Annotated in this window: 23 protein-coding genes; 19 read left to right on the top strand and 4 right to left on the bottom strand. The window is 39.6% G+C overall.

Going from position 1 to position 20,099, the window contains the following annotated elements:
• The first annotated feature begins 355 nt into the window (after positions 1 to 355).
• Positions 356 to 631: a hypothetical protein gene (locus NST97_RS05825; protein WP_341343024.1), complete on the top strand. Its 276-nt coding sequence runs from the start codon at positions 356 to 358 to the stop codon at positions 629 to 631.
• 12 nt (positions 632 to 643) lie between these two features.
• On the opposite strand, the gene NST97_RS05820 is transcribed toward NST97_RS05825, so the two are convergent.
• Positions 644 to 895, bottom strand: a complete 252-nt coding sequence (locus NST97_RS05820) for a hypothetical protein (RefSeq protein WP_341343023.1) — start codon at positions 893 to 895, stop codon at positions 644 to 646.
• A 326-nt stretch (positions 896 to 1,221) separates the two neighbouring features.
• Here NST97_RS05820 and NST97_RS05815 point away from each other — a divergent pair, with 326 nt between their 5' ends.
• A complete protein-coding gene (locus tag NST97_RS05815; protein WP_066251898.1) occupies positions 1,222 to 1,821 on the top strand; it encodes a DUF1405 domain-containing protein in 600 nt (199 codons plus the stop codon).
• A 64-nt stretch (positions 1,822 to 1,885) separates the two neighbouring features.
• Positions 1,886 to 2,665, top strand: a complete 780-nt coding sequence (gene ypjB / locus NST97_RS05810) for a sporulation protein YpjB (RefSeq protein WP_339196702.1) — start codon at positions 1,886 to 1,888, stop codon at positions 2,663 to 2,665.
• A gap of 211 nt (positions 2,666 to 2,876) precedes the next feature.
• Here ypjB and NST97_RS05805 read toward each other — a convergent pair whose 3' ends face one another.
• Complete coding sequence (locus tag NST97_RS05805; RefSeq protein WP_094246122.1) at positions 2,877 to 3,746, bottom strand: YitT family protein; 870 nt, start codon at positions 3,744 to 3,746, stop codon at positions 2,877 to 2,879.
• Positions 3,747 to 3,887: 141 nt separating this feature from the next.
• Between NST97_RS05805 and NST97_RS05800 the strand changes: the two genes are divergently transcribed.
• The 16 genes from NST97_RS05800 to NST97_RS05725 all read left to right on the top strand — a co-directional run bounded on the left by NST97_RS05800 (position 3,888) and on the right by NST97_RS05725 (position 16,684).
• Entirely contained in the window at positions 3,888 to 4,211 is a 324-nt protein-coding gene (locus tag NST97_RS05800) for a nucleotide pyrophosphohydrolase (protein WP_063388560.1), read from the top strand.
• A gap of 15 nt (positions 4,212 to 4,226) precedes the next feature.
• The gene (gene dapB, locus NST97_RS05795; protein WP_094246121.1) at positions 4,227 to 5,006 is read left to right on the top strand and encodes a 4-hydroxy-tetrahydrodipicolinate reductase; all 780 of its coding nucleotides are present in this window, start codon (positions 4,227 to 4,229) and stop codon (positions 5,004 to 5,006) included.
• A gap of 11 nt (positions 5,007 to 5,017) precedes the next feature.
• Positions 5,018 to 5,422 (top strand): methylglyoxal synthase, encoded by a 405-nt coding sequence (gene mgsA, locus NST97_RS05790; RefSeq protein WP_311066266.1) that lies wholly within the window; start codon positions 5,018 to 5,020, stop codon positions 5,420 to 5,422.
• A 44-nt stretch (positions 5,423 to 5,466) separates the two neighbouring features.
• Positions 5,467 to 6,609, top strand: a complete 1,143-nt coding sequence (bshA, locus tag NST97_RS05785) for an N-acetyl-alpha-D-glucosaminyl L-malate synthase BshA (RefSeq protein ID WP_130156200.1) — start codon at positions 5,467 to 5,469, stop codon at positions 6,607 to 6,609.
• Positions 6,606 to 7,817 carry a CCA tRNA nucleotidyltransferase gene (locus NST97_RS05780; protein WP_130156202.1) on the top strand — a complete coding sequence of 404 codons (1,212 nt, stop codon included), beginning with the start codon at positions 6,606 to 6,608 and terminating at the stop codon, positions 7,815 to 7,817. The genes bshA and NST97_RS05780 overlap by 4 nt, the downstream gene beginning before the upstream one ends.
• On the top strand, positions 7,787 to 8,767 hold the full coding sequence (locus NST97_RS05775; protein WP_117016804.1) for a biotin--[acetyl-CoA-carboxylase] ligase: 981 nt from the start codon (positions 7,787 to 7,789) through the stop codon (positions 8,765 to 8,767). The genes NST97_RS05780 and NST97_RS05775 overlap by 31 nt, the downstream gene beginning before the upstream one ends.
• 245 nt (positions 8,768 to 9,012) lie before the next feature.
• Positions 9,013 to 9,846 carry a 3-methyl-2-oxobutanoate hydroxymethyltransferase gene (gene panB, locus NST97_RS05770; RefSeq protein ID WP_066251892.1) on the top strand — a complete coding sequence of 278 codons (834 nt, stop codon included), beginning with the start codon at positions 9,013 to 9,015 and terminating at the stop codon, positions 9,844 to 9,846.
• Positions 9,843 to 10,691: a pantoate--beta-alanine ligase gene (gene panC, locus NST97_RS05765; protein ID WP_063388553.1), complete on the top strand. Its 849-nt coding sequence runs from the start codon at positions 9,843 to 9,845 to the stop codon at positions 10,689 to 10,691. Before panB ends, panC begins: the two co-directional genes overlap by 4 nt.
• A 15-nt stretch (positions 10,692 to 10,706) precedes the next feature.
• Positions 10,707 to 11,090, top strand: coding sequence for an aspartate 1-decarboxylase (panD, locus tag NST97_RS05760; RefSeq protein WP_063388552.1), 384 nt, complete (start codon positions 10,707 to 10,709; stop codon positions 11,088 to 11,090).
• 278 nt (positions 11,091 to 11,368) lie between these two features.
• Complete coding sequence (locus NST97_RS05755; RefSeq protein WP_065095534.1) at positions 11,369 to 11,539, top strand: YpmA family protein; 171 nt, start codon at positions 11,369 to 11,371, stop codon at positions 11,537 to 11,539.
• 12 nt (positions 11,540 to 11,551) lie between these two features.
• Positions 11,552 to 12,055: a cell wall elongation regulator TseB-like domain-containing protein gene (locus NST97_RS05750; protein WP_063388550.1), complete on the top strand. Its 504-nt coding sequence runs from the start codon at positions 11,552 to 11,554 to the stop codon at positions 12,053 to 12,055.
• 18 nt (positions 12,056 to 12,073) lie between these two features.
• Entirely contained in the window at positions 12,074 to 13,258 is a 1,185-nt protein-coding gene (locus tag NST97_RS05745) for a pyridoxal phosphate-dependent aminotransferase (protein WP_341343022.1), read from the top strand.
• A gap of 125 nt (positions 13,259 to 13,383) precedes the next feature.
• Positions 13,384 to 14,676, top strand: a complete 1,293-nt coding sequence (asnS, locus tag NST97_RS05740; RefSeq protein ID WP_144598146.1) for an asparagine--tRNA ligase — start codon at positions 13,384 to 13,386, stop codon at positions 14,674 to 14,676.
• 104 nt (positions 14,677 to 14,780) lie between these two features.
• Positions 14,781 to 15,473 (top strand): DnaD domain-containing protein, encoded by a 693-nt coding sequence (locus NST97_RS05735; protein ID WP_063388653.1) that lies wholly within the window; start codon positions 14,781 to 14,783, stop codon positions 15,471 to 15,473.
• 41 nt (positions 15,474 to 15,514) lie between these two features.
• On the top strand, positions 15,515 to 16,165 hold the full coding sequence (gene nth / locus NST97_RS05730) for an endonuclease III (RefSeq protein ID WP_063388548.1): 651 nt from the start codon (positions 15,515 to 15,517) through the stop codon (positions 16,163 to 16,165).
• A 3-nt stretch (positions 16,166 to 16,168) separates the two neighbouring features.
• Positions 16,169 to 16,684: a YpoC family protein gene (locus NST97_RS05725; RefSeq protein ID WP_133309192.1), complete on the top strand. Its 516-nt coding sequence runs from the start codon at positions 16,169 to 16,171 to the stop codon at positions 16,682 to 16,684.
• A 110-nt stretch (positions 16,685 to 16,794) separates the two neighbouring features.
• Here the strand turns inward: NST97_RS05725 and NST97_RS05720 are convergent, their stop codons facing one another.
• A complete protein-coding gene (locus tag NST97_RS05720) occupies positions 16,795 to 19,422 on the bottom strand; it encodes a PBP1A family penicillin-binding protein (protein ID WP_340733956.1) in 2,628 nt (875 codons plus the stop codon).
• Positions 19,423 to 19,462: 40 nt separating this feature from the next.
• Positions 19,463 to 20,059 (bottom strand): Holliday junction resolvase RecU, encoded by a 597-nt coding sequence (gene recU / locus NST97_RS05715; protein ID WP_327863925.1) that lies wholly within the window; start codon positions 20,057 to 20,059, stop codon positions 19,463 to 19,465.
• Positions 20,060 to 20,099: the final 40 nt, after the last annotated feature.

Here is a 20,099-nt window from a genome sequence, read left to right as displayed (position 1 = left end):
CTTGTGTTATGATCAGTTTATCAAAGGAAATGATCTTAATATAACATTGGGATTAGATAGTAATAATCATTCAGTGTTTTTCAGCATCGTAGACAATGATAGATGACGAAATATCAGAGTATGCAAACAGTACATTTGTTAGCATCGCTGAATCATATCACATGACTCTTTAGTCTTCCCTCTCCCGACTGTTAAGAGCTTCGGTATTCCTATGCGAAATTGTGGTAAACTCATTCTAGCCGGACGATCTTTGTTTCGATTCACCTCCAGGTCTGTTGATTGGCAAAATCTTTTATCAACCTGAGAATTCCTCGACAGCTGTACCGTACATCGCTGCACAACGGAAGAATTCTAAGTGAAACCGAGCAGTGCTGTATGCTCGATGAACGGGTTCACAGTAATCTTGTTTAAACCGCTCATAGCGGTTGTTGGAAAACAGTTTGATGAGAAAGTCAAGTTCATTCGCTTCAAAATCGAAAGTCGCAATCCAGTCCATGGCAAACATGCACTTAGCTTCTTTGATGTAATTTCCTATGGAACATCGTTTGTTGAAAAAACGCCACAAATTGAGCGGCTCCTACTCGAGGTTGGTGGCGATTGGTTTGTATCGAAATCCGTATCAACGATTTAGAGCATCTGGCTTTCATCCACCACCTGTGTTTGGCATAATGATCTCAACACGATGAGGCTTCTTCCAGGAGATCGCTTGGTAGGTGACCGTCATGCCTTCTTCATCATCGACGTACCATTTCCAGTAACGACAGGCGGCATCTTCCGCAGCGAGACGTTTCGTTGATGCTGGCAAGTCCTGTAGCGCTTTCTCAGGCTTGATTTTTCGAGGTGCTTGAGGAATATTTCGAATTTGCCGAAGTTGGTTGCATTTTGCGATGTACATTCGGTCTTGATTTTGTGGATAGGTGTGGTAGACTTCACCTTAAAGGTGCTCCTTTTTTGGTAGGTCATGTTCTTATCAAACAAAACTCTACCAAAGGTGAGGAGCGCTTTCCTTATTTATAGAGAATGATACTCTTGATAATCAGGATGAATATTGTTGCTGTGGAAGGCGATAAACTTATTTTAAAAATGCCTTCCTACCATTTAGTTCTTTAAAATATAAGGAACATTCCTGCAATGAAAAAAGAGTGTTTTCTTGGCATACATAGTACAGGGTGTCTCATGATCCATGCCCTCGAATTCAATAAAACCAAGGAGTGAACTTGGATGGGTTGGTTATTTTTTGTATTAAGGCAGCGATCATTTTTATATTTGATGCTTTTAATCAATACAGCAGGAACAATTTATGGTTATATTTGGTATAAACAGCAGCTTTCCGAAACACCGCCACAGTTTATTGCGTTTGTTCCTGACAGTCCAACCGCTAGTTTGTTCTTTGTTTTCGTTTTGATTGGGTTTCTTGTTGGGAAGCATTTTAAATTGTTTGAAGCACTAGCGATGATTACGCTATTTAAATATGGAATTTGGGCGGTTGCCATGAACCTGTTTGTATATTTGGAAACGGGTGTTTTATCCATTTACGGAATGATGCTCATTTTGTCCCATTTAGGAATGGCAATAGAAGGGCTGTTGTATGCACCGTATTATCGGTTTGAAATGAAGCACTTGATGCTGGCCTCCATATGGACGCTTCACAATGAAATTATTGATTACGTGTTTGATATGATGCCTCAATATAGCGTTTTAAATCAATATTCTGCGCTAATCGGTTACTTTACGTTTTGGCTGAGTATTATTTCCATTGCGATCGCTTATTTTTTTGTTATAAAAAATCAAACATACAAATTTGAATTGAAAGAATTGTAAGAAACATGGTCTACTCTTGTCCACTCTTGAATAACTATTACTAGTAGTTATAGGGGGGACAAGAATGAAAAAATGGATCAGTACGTTGATTGTTCTCTTGCTTTTTTTCCTGCTTCAAATACCGATCAATGCAAAAGAAAAAAACAATTGGGAAACATTGGATGTCATGACGAATTATGCGTGGCAGCTTTCAAAGCAAAAAAAGTTTGATGAAGCGAAGCAGCTGTTATTATTTCTTGAAAACGAATTTAAAGAAAATAATGTTGAAAACCGCTTATCAATAAATGAGCTTCGGGTCATTTCTGCTTCTTACGAAAAAGCGTTGGATGCCGTTGAGAACGATGGAATGAGCTATGAAGATCGGATCGACAAAGTCACTCAATTCCGGCTTGTTGTTGATGCAATTCTGTCTGAACACCAGCCGCTCTGGAGCACAATGGAAGAACCGATCATGACGACATTTGCAGAATTAAAAACGGAAATGGAAAAAGAGGATTGGGCGGCTTTTCAGCATGAGTGGAATCGTTTTTTGTCACTGTACTCCGTTATTTATCCAAGCCTTACCGTTGATGTTGACAGCAAAAACATTGATAAGATTGAAACACATATTTCAGCAGTAAGCGACAAAATGTTTTTTGAAATTTCGAAAAAGACAAGACAGAAGCATATGATGGAAATCGAAAAAGACTTAAAAAACATTTTTGATCGCGTCAAAAACGACGAAGCAGATCCATCATTGTTATGGGTGATGTTTTCAACGGGCAGCGTCATTTTTATTGCACTAGCTTATACAGGATGGAAAAAATACAAAGGAGAAAAAACAGATAAAAGAAAAGAGAACTAGAGTGCGGGGCTGTCTAATAAGTCGTTTTTTGGCTTATTGACAGCCCCCTTTATGTTTTAGAAACGTTGATATATCGATGTTTATGATTTTTTGTTTTCAAAAGGGATTTGACTTTCTGGACAGCCCCTGTCAGTGCTTAAACAAGTTTTTGTTTTCATGAAGGGTAAATCCTTCTTGAGCATCATAAACATCGTTGACGACAAGAAACGCGTTAGTGCTCAATCGGATTTTTATTTTCATCAAGGGTAAAGCCTTCACCGAGTACATCATGAACGTCGCTGACGACAACAAACGCATGAGGGTCGACAGCTGTAATAACTTGTTTCAGCTTGACAAATTCATTTTTGGCAACGACGCAATATAAAATATTCCGATTCTGTTTTGTAAACGAACCTTGTCCTTTTAAAATGGTCACTCCGCGATCCATATCCTTCATGATTTTTTCGGCAATTTCCTCATGTTTCTCCGATATGATGGTCGCTGCTTTTGCTCTATAGGCACCTTCCTGAATAAAATCAATGACTCTTGTTCCGATAAAAACAGCCACTAATGTGTACATGGCTTCGCGATAGGATAAATAAAAAATGGACGATAAAGTGATCACGCACGCGTCAAATAAAAACATTGTTTTTCCCATGCTGATGCCGAAAAATTTATAAACAAGACGAGCAATGATATCAACTCCACCTGTTGTTCCGCCATAGCGAAAAATAATCCCTAGTCCAACGCCGATGAAAACTCCTGCAAACAGAGCCGCCAATGTTAAATCTTCATGTAGAGGAATATGAAATGGATGCAGCTGAAAAATCCATAAAAAGAACGAAACCGAAATCGTTCCAATTAATGTATACAAAAAAGTCGTCTTCCCTAAAAGCTTCCATCCAATAAAAAAAATGGGTACATTCAATACAAGATTGGAAATAGAGGGGTTGATTTGAAACAAAAAAAATAAAAGGAGCGTAATACCAGTAAAACCGCCTTCAGCTAAATTGTTTTGCATATTAAAATGAACGAGTCCAAACGAGAAAATAGCGGATCCGAGCAATATAAAAAAGAGGTTTTTCAATTTAAAAGGCAACAAACTCCCACCTCCTATTTTTTTCGATGTTTTTAATTATAATGGATCAGATTGTATGTTACAATTCAATCGACATTTCTTTTCATTGTCAAATGGTAAGGAATTAGCTAACATGAAAGAGAAGACAAATGAGGTGGTTGCCTAATGGAACGTAAAACAATTAAAGACCTGCAAAAAGAAGTAGATGATTACATATCCCAATTTAAGGAAGGCTATTTCAGCCCGCTGGCGATGCTTGCGCGATTAACAGAAGAGCTTGGTGAGCTTGCAAGAGAAATTAATCATTACTATGGGGAAAAGCCAAAAAAAGAAACGGAGAAAGAGAAAGAAATTGAAGAGGAAATTGGCGATTTATTGTTTGTCATCATTTGCTTGGCCAATTCTTTAAACATTGATCTTGAGAAGGCGCACGATCGCGTCATGCATAAATTTCAAACTAGAGATCGAAACAGATGGACAAAAAAATAGAAAGGTGATGGAATAATGGAACAAATTAAGATCGTCATTGCCGGTCCAAGAGGACGCATGGGGCAAGAGGCAGTAAAACTGGTAAATGAAACAGAGCATTTTACACTTTCAGCTGTAATAGACAAAATAAATGATGGCGAATGGTTTCAAGATCAAGTCCGCACCTATACAAACCCTGAACAATGCTTTGCAGAAACATCGCCAGACGTGTTGATTGATTTGACAACACCAGAGGTTGGAAAAATACATACAAAGCTTGCGCTGGAGCACGGTGTCCGCCCTGTAGTAGGAACTACCGGCTTTCAGGAAGAAGACTTGCAGGAATTGAGAAAATTAGCGGAAGAAAAAGGAATCGGGGCAATTATCGCGCCAAATTTTGCGATTGGAGCTGTACTGATGATGAAATTTGCAAAAATGGCGGCCAGATACTTCCCTGATGTTGAAATCATCGAAATGCATCATGATAAAAAGCTTGATGCACCTTCTGGAACTGGAATCAAAACGGCTGAAATGATTTATGAAGTTCGCGGAAATAAAAAGCAAGGACATCCGGAGGAAAAGGAAACGATCAAAGGAGCAAGAGGCGGCGAATGGAATGGCATTCATATCCACAGCGTTCGTCTTCCAGGGTTAGTGGCTCATCAAGAGGTTTTGTTTGGCGGTGACGGTCAAACGCTGAAAATTCGCCATGATTCCTATAATCGTGCGTCTTTTATGTCAGGAGTAAAGCTTTCCGTTGAAACCGTGATGAAGATCGATACGCTCGTTTACGGGTTGGAAAACATTATTGAATGAGGGGGAAATATATGAAGATTGCACTCATTGCTCACGATAAGAAAAAGGACGATATGGTTCAATTTACTATTGCTTATAAACATATATTAGAAAAGCATGTTTTATTTGCAACAGGCACAACAGGCTTAAGAATACAGGAAGCAACTGGACTGAAAATTCACCGCTTCCAATCCGGTCCGCTTGGAGGCGACCAAGAAATTGGTGCATTAGTCGCGAAAAACGAGATGGATGCCGTCTTCTTTTTTCGCGACCCGCTGACTGCCCAGCCTCATGAACCGGACGTTTCTGCCCTTATCCGCCTATGCGATGTGTATGCAATCCCCCTGGCAACCAATATGGGCACTGCGGAAATATTAGTAAAGGGGCTTGAACGGGGAGATTTTACATGGAGAAACATCATCCACGAGAAAAATTGAGCAGAAATCATAGTTTTGAAAATATCCTTTCCTGGTGATAATGAATGAAAAAATTGAAAATTGGCATTACTTGCTACCCGTCTGTTGGAGGATCAGGCGTGGTGGCGACAGAGCTTGGAAAATTGCTTGCAGAAAGAGGGCATGAAATTCACTTTATTTCCTCCAGCATGCCATTCAGGCTGAATAAGGTTTATCACAACATTTATTTTCATGAAGTGGAAGTAAATCAATACTCTGTTTTTAAATATCCTCCATATGATCTCGCTTTATCCAGCAAAATTGCCGAAGTCATTGAGAGGGAAAATTTAGATATTTTGCACGTTCATTATGCTGTGCCTCATGCGATTTGCGCTTTTTTGGCTAAACAAATGGTTGGGGGAAAAATAAAAATCGTCACAACTCTTCATGGTACTGATATTACTGTGCTAGGATATGATCCGACGCTCTCCATAGCGATCAAATTTGGGATTGAAGCTTCGGACCGCGTTACAGCCGTATCAAAGGCGCTCGTTAAACAAACATATGATTTATTGGAGCCTAAAAAAGAAATTGAAACGGTTTACAATTTTATTGATGAACGAATTTATCATAAAAAACATTTGCCTTCATTAAAAAGAGAGTACGGGATTCAAGATGATGAAAAAGTGCTTATACACGTATCAAATTTTCGGCAAGTGAAGCGAGTTCCTGATGTCGTCAAAGCATTTGCCCTCATCCGACAGGAAGTCCCATCGAAGCTGTTGCTGGTCGGCGACGGACCGGAAGTGTCGATTGTCATGAAATTAGTGAAACAGCTGCAATTGGAAGATCATGTGCTGTTTTTGGGGAAGCAAGAAAACTTAGATCAATTGTATTCCATCAGTGATTTAAAATTGCTGCTGTCAGAAAAAGAAAGCTTTGGATTAGTTTTATTGGAAGCGATGGCTTGCGGAGTTCCCTGTATTGGAACGAGGATCGGCGGCATACCGGAAGTAATTGAAGATCATAAAACAGGCTATATTGTTGAGCTTGGCGATATTGAGGATACCGCCGAAAAATCGATTCGCTTATTGGAAGATCAAACACTTCATCAAAAAATGTCAGAAAATGCGATACTGCTTGTCAGAGAAAAATTTCATTCTGAAAAAATTGTGTCAACATATGAGCAAATTTATTTTGAATTACTATCTGAAGGAGTTCCAACATGAAAGCAGAATTTGTGGAGGCAATACCGATTATAGAACAATTAAATGAGCATGGCCATGAAGCGTATTTTGTCGGCGGTTCTGTTCGTGATTTATTGCTGAATCGGAAGATCGGGGATATCGACATTGCCACATCAGCAAAGCCTGATGAGATTCAAAAAATTTTTCCGAAAACAATTGATGTTGGGGTGCAGCATGGTACAGTCATTGTTCTTCATAATGGAAAGCCGTATGAAGTGACGACTTTTCGGACGGAAGGGGAATACGAAGAGTATCGAAGACCTAAATATGTCCGTTTTGTCAGCTCGCTGCAAGAAGATTTAAAGCGGCGCGATTTTACAATTAATGCTTTGGCGATGGACAAAAACGGGCGCATTTTAGATTATGTCAATGGCATGGAAGATTTAGAAAACCGCATGATTCGTACAGTGGGAGATCCGTATGAACGCTTTTCCGAAGATGCGTTAAGAATGCTGCGCGCTTTAAGATTTGTCAGCCAATTGTCCTTTCGGCTTGAAGAAAAAACTTTGCAAGCCATAACCGTTTGGCATAAGCTTCTTCAGAACATATCGATCGAGCGAATAACTGCTGAATTTGAAAAGCTTCTGGCTGGAGCTTCCGCAAATGATGCGATACAACTATTAACTCTTACGAATGTTTATCAACATATGCCTGGATTAAAACAAAAGAAAGAACAGTTGAACAAGCTGCTCAGATATCCAATGCATAATTTGTGTAAGCGGGAAGAATACTGGACTGTTTTGTTATTCGTTTTAGAAACGGATGATGGTGAATCATTTATGCGGAATTGGAAGCTTCCTAGAAGGGTGATCAAAAAAGTATGCAGACATCTTGAGTTGCTCAATTGTCTCTTCGAGAAAGACTGGACAGCCTTTCTTTTATATAAGACAGGGCTTGAGGATGCTCTTCAGCTGGAAAGAATAAGGCAGGTGCTGCAAAAAGAAAAAAACGAAGAAGCCATTCAGAAACTGCAAAAGTCTTACGAACAGCTTCCAATCCATTCTAGAAAAGAATTGGCCGTAACGGGGAATGACATTTTAAACATCGTGCCGAAAAAGCCGGGCAAATGGGTGGAGGAATATTTAACGCTGGTTGAACAACAGGTTGTCAATGGATTGATTGAAAATAATAGCGGCGAAATAAAGGAGTGGTTAAAAAATTGCAATCAGAAATTAGGCGAAAGCTGTTAGCAGCTTTTTCTGAAGCTGATGGAGGTTATGTTTCAGGCCAAAAAATCAGCGAATTGCTCGGTTGTTCAAGAACGGCAGTATGGAAGCATATTGAGGAATTGAGGAAGGAAGGATTTGTCCTCGAGGCGGTGCGAAGAAAGGGGTACAGAATAGTCAAGACGCCGGAAAAAATTACAGCCAACGAAATACAATTAGGTCTGCAAACGGATTTTATAGGACAAAACATTGTATATTACGATACGGTTGATTCTACTCAAAAAATTGCCCATGAATTGTCGCAGAAAGGTGTTGAGGAGGGAACGCTCGTAGTTGCGGATGAACAGACAGGCGGAAGAGGGAGAATGGCTAGAGTATGGTATTCGCCAAAAGGTACAGGGATTTGGATGAGCATCATTTTGCGGCCGAACATACCTTTACAGAAAACTCCTCAGCTTACTTTATTGACAGCCGTTGCTCTCGTAGAAGGGATTGAAGAGGCAACAGGGCTTTCTCCGACCATTAAATGGCCCAATGACATTTTGATTAATGGAAAAAAAGCAGTCGGAATTTTAACAGAGCTTGAGGCGGAAGCTGATCAAGTGCATTCGGTGATCATCGGCATCGGTATTAATGTAAATCAGCAAATTGATGAATTTCCTGAAGCGATTCGCAATACCGCCACCTCCATAGCGATTGAAAAGGGAGAGAAAATTCATCGCGCCCTTATCATTCAAAAGTTTCTCGAACGTTTTGAAAAATGGTATACTACATATTTAGAGCATGGATTTAAACCGATTAAACTTTTATGGGAAAGCTATTCCATTAGTTTAAACAAAACGATCCATGCCCGGACATTATCCGGAACAGTTGTCGGCAAGGCTCTTGGCATTAATGAAGAAGGGGCGCTTCTCATTGAAACTTCTGAAGGAAAAATAGAAAAAGTGTATTCAGCAGATATTGATATCAAATAAATATATTTTACAATGAAATTTTGTTATACTTAACGAAAGGGCAGTATCCTGTTTGGAACTGCACCAAAAAAGTTTCATGTTGTCATTATTAAAAGATTGATTCTGCCTTGATCCAAAAGGACTGGGACAGAGGGATGAAGAAGCCGATAATAAGGAAATGGTAAAAATCCTTCTTTCTCAGTGAAAGAAGGTTTTTTTGATCGGTTCGTTCTTACCCTCTGCAACTAAAAAGAGGGGGAGTTTTTATGAAAACAAAGCTGGATTTTATTCAAATGAAACAAAAGCAAGAGCCAATCGTGATGATGACGGCGTACGATTATCCGTCCGCTAAGCTTGCTGAACAGGCAAATGTTGATATGATCCTTGTCGGCGATTCGCTTGGAATGGTCGTTTTAGGGTATGATTCAACCGTACCTGTAACGGTGGAAGATATGATTCACCACACGAAGGCTGTAAAACGCGGAGCAAAAAATACATTTGTTGTGACGGATATGCCCTTTATGTCGTATCATATTTCGACAGAAGACACGCTGCAAAATGCAAAGAAAATGGTGCAGCAAAGCGGGGCAGATGCCTTAAAGGTGGAAGGGCCTGTTTTTGACGTCATATCTCTGTTAACAAATGCCGGCATTCCTGTTGTTGCCCACCTCGGACTGACTCCTCAGTCAGTAGGTGTATTAGGCGGATATAAAGTACAAGGAAAAGAAGCGAAAAGTGCAGAAAAGCTGCTGCTAGATGCGAAAAAATGCGAACAGGCTGGCGCGATTGCCATTGTATTGGAATGCATCCCGTTTCAGCTGGCGGAAAAAATAACAAACGAGCTGTCCATTCCAACCATCGGCATCGGCGCAGGAAAATATACAGATGGACAAGTGTTAGTGTTTCATGATTTGATTGGATTTGGAGTGGAAAGAGTGCCGAAGTTTGTTAAACAATATGCAAATGTAAATGAAAGCATTGTAAAAGCGATTGAAGCTTATAAAGATGAAGTGAAAAATCGGGACTTTCCATCGTTGGATCATTCGTTCCGCATGAATGAAGAGGAACTTGCAAGCTTATATGGAGGAAAAGGAAAATGAAAATCGTCACTACAATAGAGGAAATAAAAAAAGAAATCGATCTCAAGAAAAAAGAAGGAAAAACGATAGGGTTCGTGCCAACGATGGGATATTTGCATGAAGGTCATTTATCATTGGTTGAACGGGCCAAACAGGAAAACGACGTAACGGTGATGAGCGTTTTTGTGAATCCGCTTCAATTTGGACCGAATGAAGACTATCAAACATACCCTCGCGATATCAAACGCGACGAAGAGCTGGCAAGACAAAAAGGGGTTGACCTTTTTTTCGCGCCGACAAAAGAAGAAATGTATCCGGAAGAACCTGCCGTCACAGTAAAAGTGACGAAGCGGGTTGACGTTTTGTGCGGAAAATCAAGACCGGGACATTTTGACGGAGTGGCAACGGTTTTAACAAAGCTGTTTCACATCATAACTCCAGACAGAGCCTATTTCGGATTGAAAGATGCCCAGCAAGTTGCCGTTGTTACAGCACTTATAAAAGATCTTAATTTCCCAATTGAAATTGTTCCGGTGGAAACGGTTCGTGAAGAGGACGGATTGGCCAAAAGCTCTCGAAACGTACGGTTAGACGAACAGGAACGAAAAGAAGCCGTTCATTTATATCAATCGTTATTAATGGCAAAAGAAATGGTTGAGAACAAAGTGCATGATCAAGAAGCCATCATCGAAAAAATGAGAGCGTATATAACGGAAAAGACGAGCGGAGAAATTGATTATATAGATATTTTGACTTATCCTGACTTGAAAAAACCAAACGCACTTACGGGAAAAATTATCGTTGCGATTGCTGTAAAATTTAAGCATGCTAGGCTGATCGATAATATTATTATCGATTTGACCTAAAGGGGGGGTTCATACATGTTTCGTATGATGATGAACGGAAAAATTCATCGTGCAAGGGTGACGGAAGCAAATTTGAACTATGTCGGTTCCGTTACGATCGACCAGGATATTTTAGATGCCGTTGGGATTGTCCCGAATGAAAAAGTGCAAATCGTGAATAATAATAATGGCGAACGCTTTGAAACGTATGTGATTCCTGGAAAAAGAGGAAGCGGTGTCATTTGTTTAAACGGTGCGGCTGCCCGGCTTGTTCAGGTCGGTGATGTGGTCATTATCATTTCCTATAAGCTTGTGCATGAAGATCAATTAAAAAACCACCGTCCAACGATAGCCATCATGAATGAAAACAATGAAATCATCGAGTTAATTAAAGAGGAACCGGCGAACACGATTATGTGATAAACAAGGGTCAGGCTCTTAAGCTTTTGATAGGGCTTGACCTATTTTCTGTTGCGGACGTAATTGGCCATAACTTTTCTGTACATATAGAAAAAAGAGGAGCGGCGATGACTCCTCAAAAAATTAGGTGTGGACTAGGAGAAATTTTATTTAGTGTGAGCCGTAAAGCTGTTATAATGGGTACAGATAACAACATATTGCTGTTGTATCTGTATTGTTTCCTGGATGCTTTGTAAGTATGAATTACAAATTTTGTTTTTGTAAAGGAGGAAGCTGACATGGAAAGCAAAATCGAAATTATATCTTCCGTTACGGTTGAGCATTCCGACGATTTGTATAAAATAGTTGATTTGCTAAATCGGACATTAAAAAGAGAACATTTATTATTCGGATTAGCCCTTGACAGCAAAGATCCAAATAAAGCGGTTTTTACTATTTATAGAACATAATCGGTGATCATAATGAAAGGAAAAATTTTTATTTCTTTTATATGCGCTCTTATCTTTTTAGTGGTGACGTTTGCTTTTCTTTATAATAGTGCAAAAGAAGATAAAACAAAAGGACACGAAACAGCTATACAAGCTGCGAAGGAGCATGGCTTTGCATCGATCGATGAAGTCAACACATTTTATAATCGAAATGTTTACTATATCATTCAAGGGAAAAATAAAAAAGGCGAAAAAATTATCGGCTGGATGAAAAAGGGGAACACGGATAAAATTTTAATTAAAAAAGCGAAGGAAGGCTTGAGCAAAGACGACGTACTTCAATTGATTCAAAACATTGACAACAGCAAGCCGAAGAAAATAAAGAAAATCATGCTTGGGTATGATGATACAGATTCGAAAAAATGGGATATACCGGTTTGGGAGGTCCAATATATTGACCAACAAAACCGTTATACATATTTTATTGTTAGCTTTACGGATGACAGAGTTTATAAAATGTACAGCATTAAGCAATAAGAAGGGAGCATTGTAAAAGTGAATTTATCTAAACGCGTATCAACTTTAACACCTTCATCTACACTGACGATCACTGCAAAAGCAAAAGAATTGAAAGCAGCCGGGCATGATGTGATTGGCCTTGGGGCAGGCGAGCCGGATTTTAACACTCCTGATCATATTTTAGACGCTGCAGAAAAAGCGATGAAAGAAGGGCATACGAAGTATACGCCTTCTGGAGGACTTATATCATTGAAAGAGGCAATTATAGAAAAATTTAAAAAAGACCAGCATTTAGAATATAAACCGTCTGAAATTATTGTTTCAACAGGCGCTAAACACGCTTTATATACATTGTTCCAAGCTATTCTTGACGATGGTGATGAAGTGATCATTCCTTCTCCATACTGGGTAAGCTATCCGGAACAAGTGAAGCTTGCAGGCGGAGCTCCAGTATTTGTAGAGGGAAGGGAAGAAAATCAATTTAAAATTACGCCTGATCAGCTGCAGCAAGCGATCACAAACAAAACAAAAGCGGTTATTATCAATTCTCCGAGCAACCCGACCGGCATGATCTATACGCGGGATGAGTTGAAAGAATTGGCGGAGGTTTGCCTTAGACATGATCTTATTATCGTTTCCGATGAAATTTATGAAAAATTAGTATACGGAGAAAATGAACATGTGTCCATCGCTCAAATTTCTCCTGAAGTAAAAGAAAAAACAATTATTATTAATGGTGTATCGAAATCCCATTCAATGACAGGATGGAGAATTGGTTATGCGGCGGGCAATGAGCGCATTATTCAAGCTATGACGAACCTAGCGAGCCACAGCACTTCAAATCCGACTTCAATTGCTCAATATGCTGCGATCGCGGCGTATGAGGGACCTCAAGAACCGGTCGAAATAATGAGAAGAGCTTTTGAAGACCGTTTAAATATCATTTACGAAAAACTTGTGCAAATACCTGGTTTCTCGTGCATTAAACCGCAAGGAGCATTTTATTTATTTCCAAATGCAAAAGAAGCAGCAGAGATAACAGGTTTTCGTAATGTTGACGAATTTGTCGAGGCGCTCTTGGAAGAGGAAAAGGTAGCGCTAGTACCAGGAAGCGGCTTCGGTGCTCCAGATAATGTAAGATTATCGTATGCGACATCGCTAGAACTTTTAAATAAAGCGATTGAACGTATTGATCGCTTTGTCAACAATCATAAACAGTAAAGATTGTCAATAGCCGGTGGTTCAGCCGGCTTTTTCGCTGGTTTCCTTTATTGAAAAAAAAGGAATAACATATGTATAATAGAAAGCATCGAATAAAAAGGCGGTTTCATATGGAGGGTAAAGCTGTGAAAACAACAATTTCAAATGTTAAAAACCATGTCGGAGAACAAGTAACAATCGGCTGCTGGTTGGCGAATAAGCGATCAAGCGGAAAAATTGCTTTTTTGCAGCTTCGGGATGGAACAGGCTTTATTCAAGGGGTTGTTGAAAAATCGAAGGTGGATGAAGAAATATTTAAAAAAGCAAAACAACTCACACAAGAAAGCTCTTTGTATGTCACAGGAGTTGTGAGAGTGGATGAACGTTCACCTTTTGGATATGAGCTTGGCGTTGAAAATATAGAAATTATTCATGAAGCAAGCGATTATCCGATTACGCCGAAAGAACACGGTACTGAATTTTTAATGGACAATCGCCACCTTTGGCTTCGATCAAAGCGCCAGCACGCCATTATGAAAGTGCGCAACGAACTCATCCGTGCCACTTATGAATTTTTTAATGATCAAGGGTTTGTCAAAGTGGATCCCCCTATTTTGACCGGAAGTGCGCCTGAAGGAACGACGGAATTGTTTCATACGAAATATTTTGATGAAGATGCTTACCTTTCGCAGAGTGGTCAGCTGTATATGGAAGCAGCTGCTATGGCCTTAGGCAAAGTATTTTCATTCGGGCCGACATTCCGGGCTGAAAAATCGAAAACGCGCCGTCATTTAATTGAATTTTGGATGATTGAACCGGAAATGGCGTTTTATCAATTTGAAGACAACTTGCAGCTGCAGGAGCAGTACGTTTCCCATATTGTGCAATCGGTATTAAAAAATTGTTCACTTGAATTGAAAACATTAGAACGTGACATTTCCAAGCTGGAGCAGGTTGTTCCTCCGTTTTCGAAAATAACATACGACGACGCTATCGCGCTGCTGCATAAGAAAGGATTCAACGACATCGCATGGGGGGACGATTTTGGTTCGCCGCATGAAACAGCGATCGCGGAAAGCTTTGATAAACCAGTTTTCATTACACATTATCCGACAAGCTTAAAACCTTTTTATATGCAGCCTGATCCAAATCGACCAGAGGTTGTTCTGTGCGCGGATTTAATCGCTCCTGAAGGGTATGGAGAAATCATCGGCGGATCTGAACGCATCCATGATTATCATTTATTAAAAAAACGTCTTGAAGAGCATCATCTGGACGAAGCAGCTTATAAATGGTATCTTGAGCTGCGGCAATACGGATCCGTACCTCATTCCGGCTTCGGCCTTGGACTTGAACGAACTGTTGCTTGGATATGCGGTGTCGAACATGTTCGTGAAACGATTCCATTTCCGCGTTTATTAAATCGTTTATATCCGTAAACTGCATGAAGCCTCCTATCTTCAGGAGGTTTCGTTTTTCAGCCATGCATTCTGAAGCCATGAATGGCCGCAATCATGGTATACTTATTTTGAGGTGTCGAAATATGAAGAAAAAACAGTTCACCGAATTAGTGGAAGATGGATCACTGACCGTTCCCAATATACTGCTGCGGAATTATGCCGATTTAGGTTTGTCAGAAAAAGAATTTGTTCTCCTTTTGCACGTACATTCCCACATTCAAAAAGGAAATGCTTTTCCAACTCCTACAGAACTTTCCGACCATATGACAATCACAACGGCGGAATGTGTCAAATTGCTTCGGAGTTTAGTTCAGAGAGGTTTTTTAACGATAGAGGAATTTGAGCAAAACGGGATGATTTATGAGAAATATTCTTTAAAACAGCTATGGGAAAAGTTGTATGATGTAGTCGTCATGGACCAAGATCAAGAAAAAGTAGAAAAGGAAAATCAATTATACACCATCTTTGAACAAGAATTTGGACGACCTCTTTCCCCGATTGAGTGCGAAACGTTAGCTTTTTGGATCGACCAAGATCATCATGATCCCGATATTATCATTTCTGCATTAAGGGAAGCGGTGATCTCCGGAAAATTAAATTTTCGATATATTGACCGGATTTTATTTGAATGGAAGAAGAATGGAATCAAAACAATTGAACAAGCTAAGAAGCATTCACAAAAATTTCATGAATTCAATCAAAAACAAAAGCAGTCTACTCAAGGGGAGCAAGAATATAAAAGGAAGGTGCCTTTCTACAACTGGCTGGAAAACTAAAATTTTTTTCCTCGTTCAAGCTGATTGAAAGGTGATGGTACATGCTATCAAAAAAGAAAGTAAAAGAATGCTTAGAGGTTATCGGGAAAATGTTTCCTGATGCTCATTGCGAGCTTGTACACAGCAATCCTTTTGAACTGGTCATTGCTGTCGTTTTGTCTGCTCAATGCACGGATGCGTTAGTCAATAAAGTAACAAAAAATTTGTTTCAAAAATATAAAACACCTGATGATTATTTGTCTGTCCCGTTGGAGGAATTAGAACAAGATATTCGCTCCATCGGTCTTTATCGTAACAAAGCGAAAAATATTCAAAAATTATGCAAAATGTTAATTGAAGAATTTGACCGAAAAGTGCCGGAAACTAGAGAGGAATTAATGAGCCTTCCTGGAGTAGGAAGGAAAACGGCAAACGTTGTTTTATCTGTTGCGTTTGGAAAACCTGCCATCGCCGTCGATACACACGTTGAACGGGTGTCGAAGCGGCTCGGAATTTGCCGTTGGAAGGATTCTGTATTGGAAGTGGAAAAAACATTGATGGAAAAAGTTCCTGAGGACGAATGGGGAATCACCCACCATCGGCTTATTTTTTTTGGAAGGTATCATTGCAAAGCCCAATCACCAAAGTGTCATGAATGTCCTCTTCTTTATTTGTGCAGAGAAGGGGAAAAAAGAATGAAAGGAAAGGCATAAAAAATGCACGATAGGAAGATGTTTCATCTCCCTGAGCAATTTCAAAATACTGCATTTTTTGACGAGGAATCTGTATATTTGCATCCAACTGATTTTTTTTATTATGATCTTCAATATTTGGCTGGAATGGATGATACGAGACCATGGGAGGCGAGCGAGCAATTTTTGCCCAAGCTTTTTAAGCAGTGGAAGGAAATTCAAACCGAGATTCAACGCACGATAACAAAACCGTTTAAAATGGATCGACAAAAAATGATGACAGGGATCTGCCTCTATATCCAACTTCTTTATTGGCTCAATGAAAAGCCGGTTCATTCACTGCAATTAGACGAAATAAAGAAGCTGGATATAGCTCCCGTCAATATTGAAGATCGTCTAACGTTTATTTTAAAAAAGCCTACTCAATATCATGCATATATTCAATTAAATGAACTATTTACAGAAACGGAAAAATTGTTTTATAAACATCAGGCGATCAAAAAAGCAAAACAAAAGGGGGCTTCGAAAAATTCAGGGTAACTGAATTTTTCGAGCCCTCTCATTTTTTTTATAACAAAAGCCAGTGGAGAAAAACGAGCTGTTTTTCTTCACTGGCTCCATTTAGGAACTTATCGGACAGTCCCTTATTTTCATTGCTGAACAGCAGGCGTTTCGGTTTGTGAATTTCCGTTTCCACCCGTTTGTGAACGATTGAAGTTATTGCCTGGATCTTGAGGAGGAGTAGGTCCGCCGCCTTGATTGCCGTTTTGTGTACTGTCATTTGGCGTCTGCGGCTGTTCAGGATTCTCGTTTTGATTTTCCTCTTCATTTTGCCCGTTATTTTGTTCATTGTCATTTTCGTTCTCCAATTGATCCTCTTCATCTTGTCCTTCATTTTGTTCCTGTTCAGGCGGCGGCGTTAATTCATCTGGTAATTCTTCTTGCTCCTCTTCCTCCACAGAAGGTATTTCGATCATTGCGCTTGCAGGATCGCTTCGCATGCTGTCCCTTACAGCTGTAACGCTGAATTTATATACAGAACCAGGTTTCACATTTGACAAGACATACGATTTGTCTTTTGTAGTCGTTAATACTTTGGAAGCAGCGTTATCGATCGAGGCGCTCACTTCAAATGAAACGTCCGATTCACTGTGATTCCAGCTAAGTTTCACTGCATTCGTTTTTTGATCATAATTGATGGATAGGCCTGACGGTTTGTCCAGCTTTTCATATTTCGTTGAAACTTTTGTCGGCTCTTCGCCTCTTACAAAATATTCGTACGTAATCATATTTTTTGGCGTATATTTGCTTGCAAGCTTCGCCGGATTAGATCCTTTTTCGATTGCCTTTTTCACCACGCTTTTCGGCTGTTTGAAATCGGATGAATCCCCGTCAGATACATGCCGCATTAGCTTTCTAAAGATGTCTCTGGCAATTTGTTGTTCCCTTTTTGTTATATACATTTTCTCTTCATTTTTCTCATATCCAGTCCAAACAGCAGCTGTGTATTTTGGTGTATAGCCGACAAACCAATTGTCTTTTGCTGCACCGCGCTCCGGATGATATTTTGCTTTTTCTTGCTCTGTAAAGTTCGTTGAACCCGTTTTGCCGGCAATATTCAAGCCAGGCACCCGAGCTCTTGTACCGGTTCCTCGTTCTACAACGGTTTTTAACATATCGGTGATCATAAATGCTGTGTAATCGCTCATTGCTTCAACCGGATCTGGTGTTAAATCAGCTTTTGTTCCATCAACAAAAACAACCTTTGTTACGGAATATGGTTCATTGTATATACCGTTGTTGCCAAAGGCGCTGTAAGCCCCCGCCAATTGCAGAGGGGATATGCCGTGTTCAAATCCGCCGATTGCATATGCTTCTGTAATTTTATCGATTTTAATTCCCAATTTCTCGGCAAATGCTTTTGCCCTCGATTCACCAACCTCTTGAAACGCCTTTAATGCTGGGATGTTTCTTGAATCAGCCAATGCTTCTCTGATTGACATCTGCCCTTTATAGCTGCGGTCATAGTTGTTTATTGGTTTTCCGTTTGAATACGTGTACGGCTCATCAACGATTTGGTGATACGTTGACCATTTTAAATGCTCAATGGCAGGGCCGTAATCTAAAATAGGCTTAATGGTTGAACCAGGCTGCCGTTTTAAATCGACAGCATAGTTAAATCCGCCAATCGGTTGGTTTCTCCCGCCGCCGATGGCGCGTATTTCACCTGTTGTCGTGTCGATTAGAGCAATTCCAGCCTGAAAATATTTGCTCGGATAACTGATTTCGTCGCCGTTCAATAATTGTTCAACATATTCTTGAGCATCTGTATCGATTGTTGTATAGATTTTTAATCCTGCTGAGCTTGGATCAACGCCAAGCTTTTTTCTTACTTCTTCAATCGCATGTTCAATAAAGGCATGATATTTGTTTTGCTGCTGTTTTGGTTCAACTAATGATTCTGTGATGGATGTTTGTTTAGCTTTTGCCGCTTCCTCTTCACTGATAAATCCGTTTTTAACCATTAAATTTAAGACAACATTGCGGCGCTTTTCCGCCAGATCGGGATTTTTTCTAGGGTTGTATAGATCAGGATTTTTAATCATCCCAGCCAGCATTGCCGCTTCAGACAGCGTGATGTCTTTAAGATCCTTCCCGAAGAAAGCTTCCGTAGCTCTTGCGACGCCGTAATAGTTGCCGGGATAATAAATTCTGTTTAAATACATTTCAAGTATTTCATCTTTTGAATATTTTTGCTCCACTTGCAAGGCAAGCCATGCTTCTTGAGCTTTTCTTTTTAATGTTTTGTCAAGAGATAAAAAGGAAAGCTTGACAAGCTGCTGCGTAATTGTACTTGCACCTTCAGAACCGAATCCTTCTTTAAAGTTGGCAATTGCAGCGCCTCCAATACGAATTGGATCGATTCCGTTATGTTTATAAAATCGAACATCTTCCGTAGCAATAAACGCATCTTTTACAACTTGCGGAATTTCATCGATCTTCACATATGTCCGTTTTTCCGAACCGACCTCACCTATTTCATTTCCGTCCTTGTCATATACTTTTGATGACATATTTCCTTTTAAAAGATCATCATTTAGAGGAGGTGCCGTTGCTGCAAAATAAGCAAATGTCGATGTTCCTCCAATGATGCCTACAAGCCCTAACAAAAGAATGAAAAACACAATTTTTCTTGCGATTCCTTTTTTCTTCGGCTTTTTTTTCTTACTTGCTAAAGCTTTTCGTCTTTCTTCCCTCGATTTATATTGTTGACTCATTATAAATCCAACCTTTCATTTAGAATGAAAAGGGCAGTAGCTAAAAATATAACTTGTCTATTATACTAATATAATCAACTCTTGGGCAATAGCCAAGGGGGATATGGTGACCGCATTCTACAATTTCTTGATGCGAAATCGATTTTCTTCCCCCGTTTTTCTGTCTTTTCCAAAAATGCATCAATTTTTCAGCCTCTAAGAAGTATATTTGATTTAGTTTAGTGAATCGTATAATTAGAAAACATATTCCGTTTTGTTCGAGCACAGCTTTCATATGCTCGAATTGATGATCATGAATATTTTTTAGTGGAAAAGAGCTGTTTTTTGTCTCTTTTGCTTCAAAGTCAATATATTTGCCTTTATAAACTCCGTTGTAGTCGGTTGTTGAAGCCTGTTTAAAATAAGCTTCTTTAATGACTGCTGCGCTCCGTTTCGGATAATCAACCGAAACGATTTGGATCGGAGTCGGTTTTTTATGGATGACAGCTATTCCATTTTCCCTGTAATAAAGATTTGTCTCATTTAAGTCGTCCTCGAGGGTCATCCCTCTATTTGAATATTGTATTTCAACTGGGACTGGATTCGCTACATTTTGTTTAGCTTTCCACAACTTTCCGTTAGGATAACGAATAGCCAAGCGATCTCCTCCTTTTTCCGGCTATTTATATCTTAACAAA

The sequence above is a fragment of the Aeribacillus sp. FSL K6-1305 genome (genome assembly GCF_038050115.1).
Classification (GTDB): Bacteria; Bacillota; Bacilli; order Bacillales; family Aeribacillaceae; genus Aeribacillus; species Aeribacillus composti.
The sequence above is the reverse complement of the archived record's forward strand: the minus strand, read 5'-3'. Positions and strand labels throughout refer to the sequence as shown.

Bases quoted from the DNA above. Each gene is read 5' to 3' on its own strand.
- NST97_RS05820 (WP_341343023.1), bottom strand. From the start codon at position 895: ATGTACATCGCAAAATGCAACCAACTTCGGCAAATTCGAAATATTCCT.
- NST97_RS05815 (WP_066251898.1), top strand. From the start codon at position 1,222: ATGGGTTGGTTATTTTTTGTATTAAGGCAGCGATCATTTTTATATTTG.
- ypjB (WP_339196702.1), top strand. From the start codon at position 1,886: ATGAAAAAATGGATCAGTACGTTGATTGTTCTCTTGCTTTTTTTCCTG.
- NST97_RS05800 (WP_063388560.1), top strand. From the start codon at position 3,888: ATGGAACGTAAAACAATTAAAGACCTGCAAAAAGAAGTAGATGATTAC.
- dapB (WP_094246121.1), top strand. From the start codon at position 4,227: ATGGAACAAATTAAGATCGTCATTGCCGGTCCAAGAGGACGCATGGGG.
- mgsA (WP_311066266.1), top strand. From the start codon at position 5,018: ATGAAGATTGCACTCATTGCTCACGATAAGAAAAAGGACGATATGGTT.
- bshA (WP_130156200.1), top strand. From the start codon at position 5,467: ATGAAAAAATTGAAAATTGGCATTACTTGCTACCCGTCTGTTGGAGGA.
- NST97_RS05780 (WP_130156202.1), top strand. From the start codon at position 6,606: ATGAAAGCAGAATTTGTGGAGGCAATACCGATTATAGAACAATTAAAT.
- panB (WP_066251892.1), top strand. From the start codon at position 9,013: ATGAAAACAAAGCTGGATTTTATTCAAATGAAACAAAAGCAAGAGCCA.
- panC (WP_063388553.1), top strand. From the start codon at position 9,843: ATGAAAATCGTCACTACAATAGAGGAAATAAAAAAAGAAATCGATCTC.
- panD (WP_063388552.1), top strand. From the start codon at position 10,707: ATGTTTCGTATGATGATGAACGGAAAAATTCATCGTGCAAGGGTGACG.
- NST97_RS05755 (WP_065095534.1), top strand. From the start codon at position 11,369: ATGGAAAGCAAAATCGAAATTATATCTTCCGTTACGGTTGAGCATTCC.
- NST97_RS05750 (WP_063388550.1), top strand. From the start codon at position 11,552: ATGAAAGGAAAAATTTTTATTTCTTTTATATGCGCTCTTATCTTTTTA.
- NST97_RS05735 (WP_063388653.1), top strand. From the start codon at position 14,781: ATGAAGAAAAAACAGTTCACCGAATTAGTGGAAGATGGATCACTGACC.
- nth (WP_063388548.1), top strand. From the start codon at position 15,515: ATGCTATCAAAAAAGAAAGTAAAAGAATGCTTAGAGGTTATCGGGAAA.
- NST97_RS05725 (WP_133309192.1), top strand. From the start codon at position 16,169: ATGCACGATAGGAAGATGTTTCATCTCCCTGAGCAATTTCAAAATACT.
- NST97_RS05720 (WP_340733956.1), bottom strand. From the start codon at position 19,422: ATGAGTCAACAATATAAATCGAGGGAAGAAAGACGAAAAGCTTTAGCA.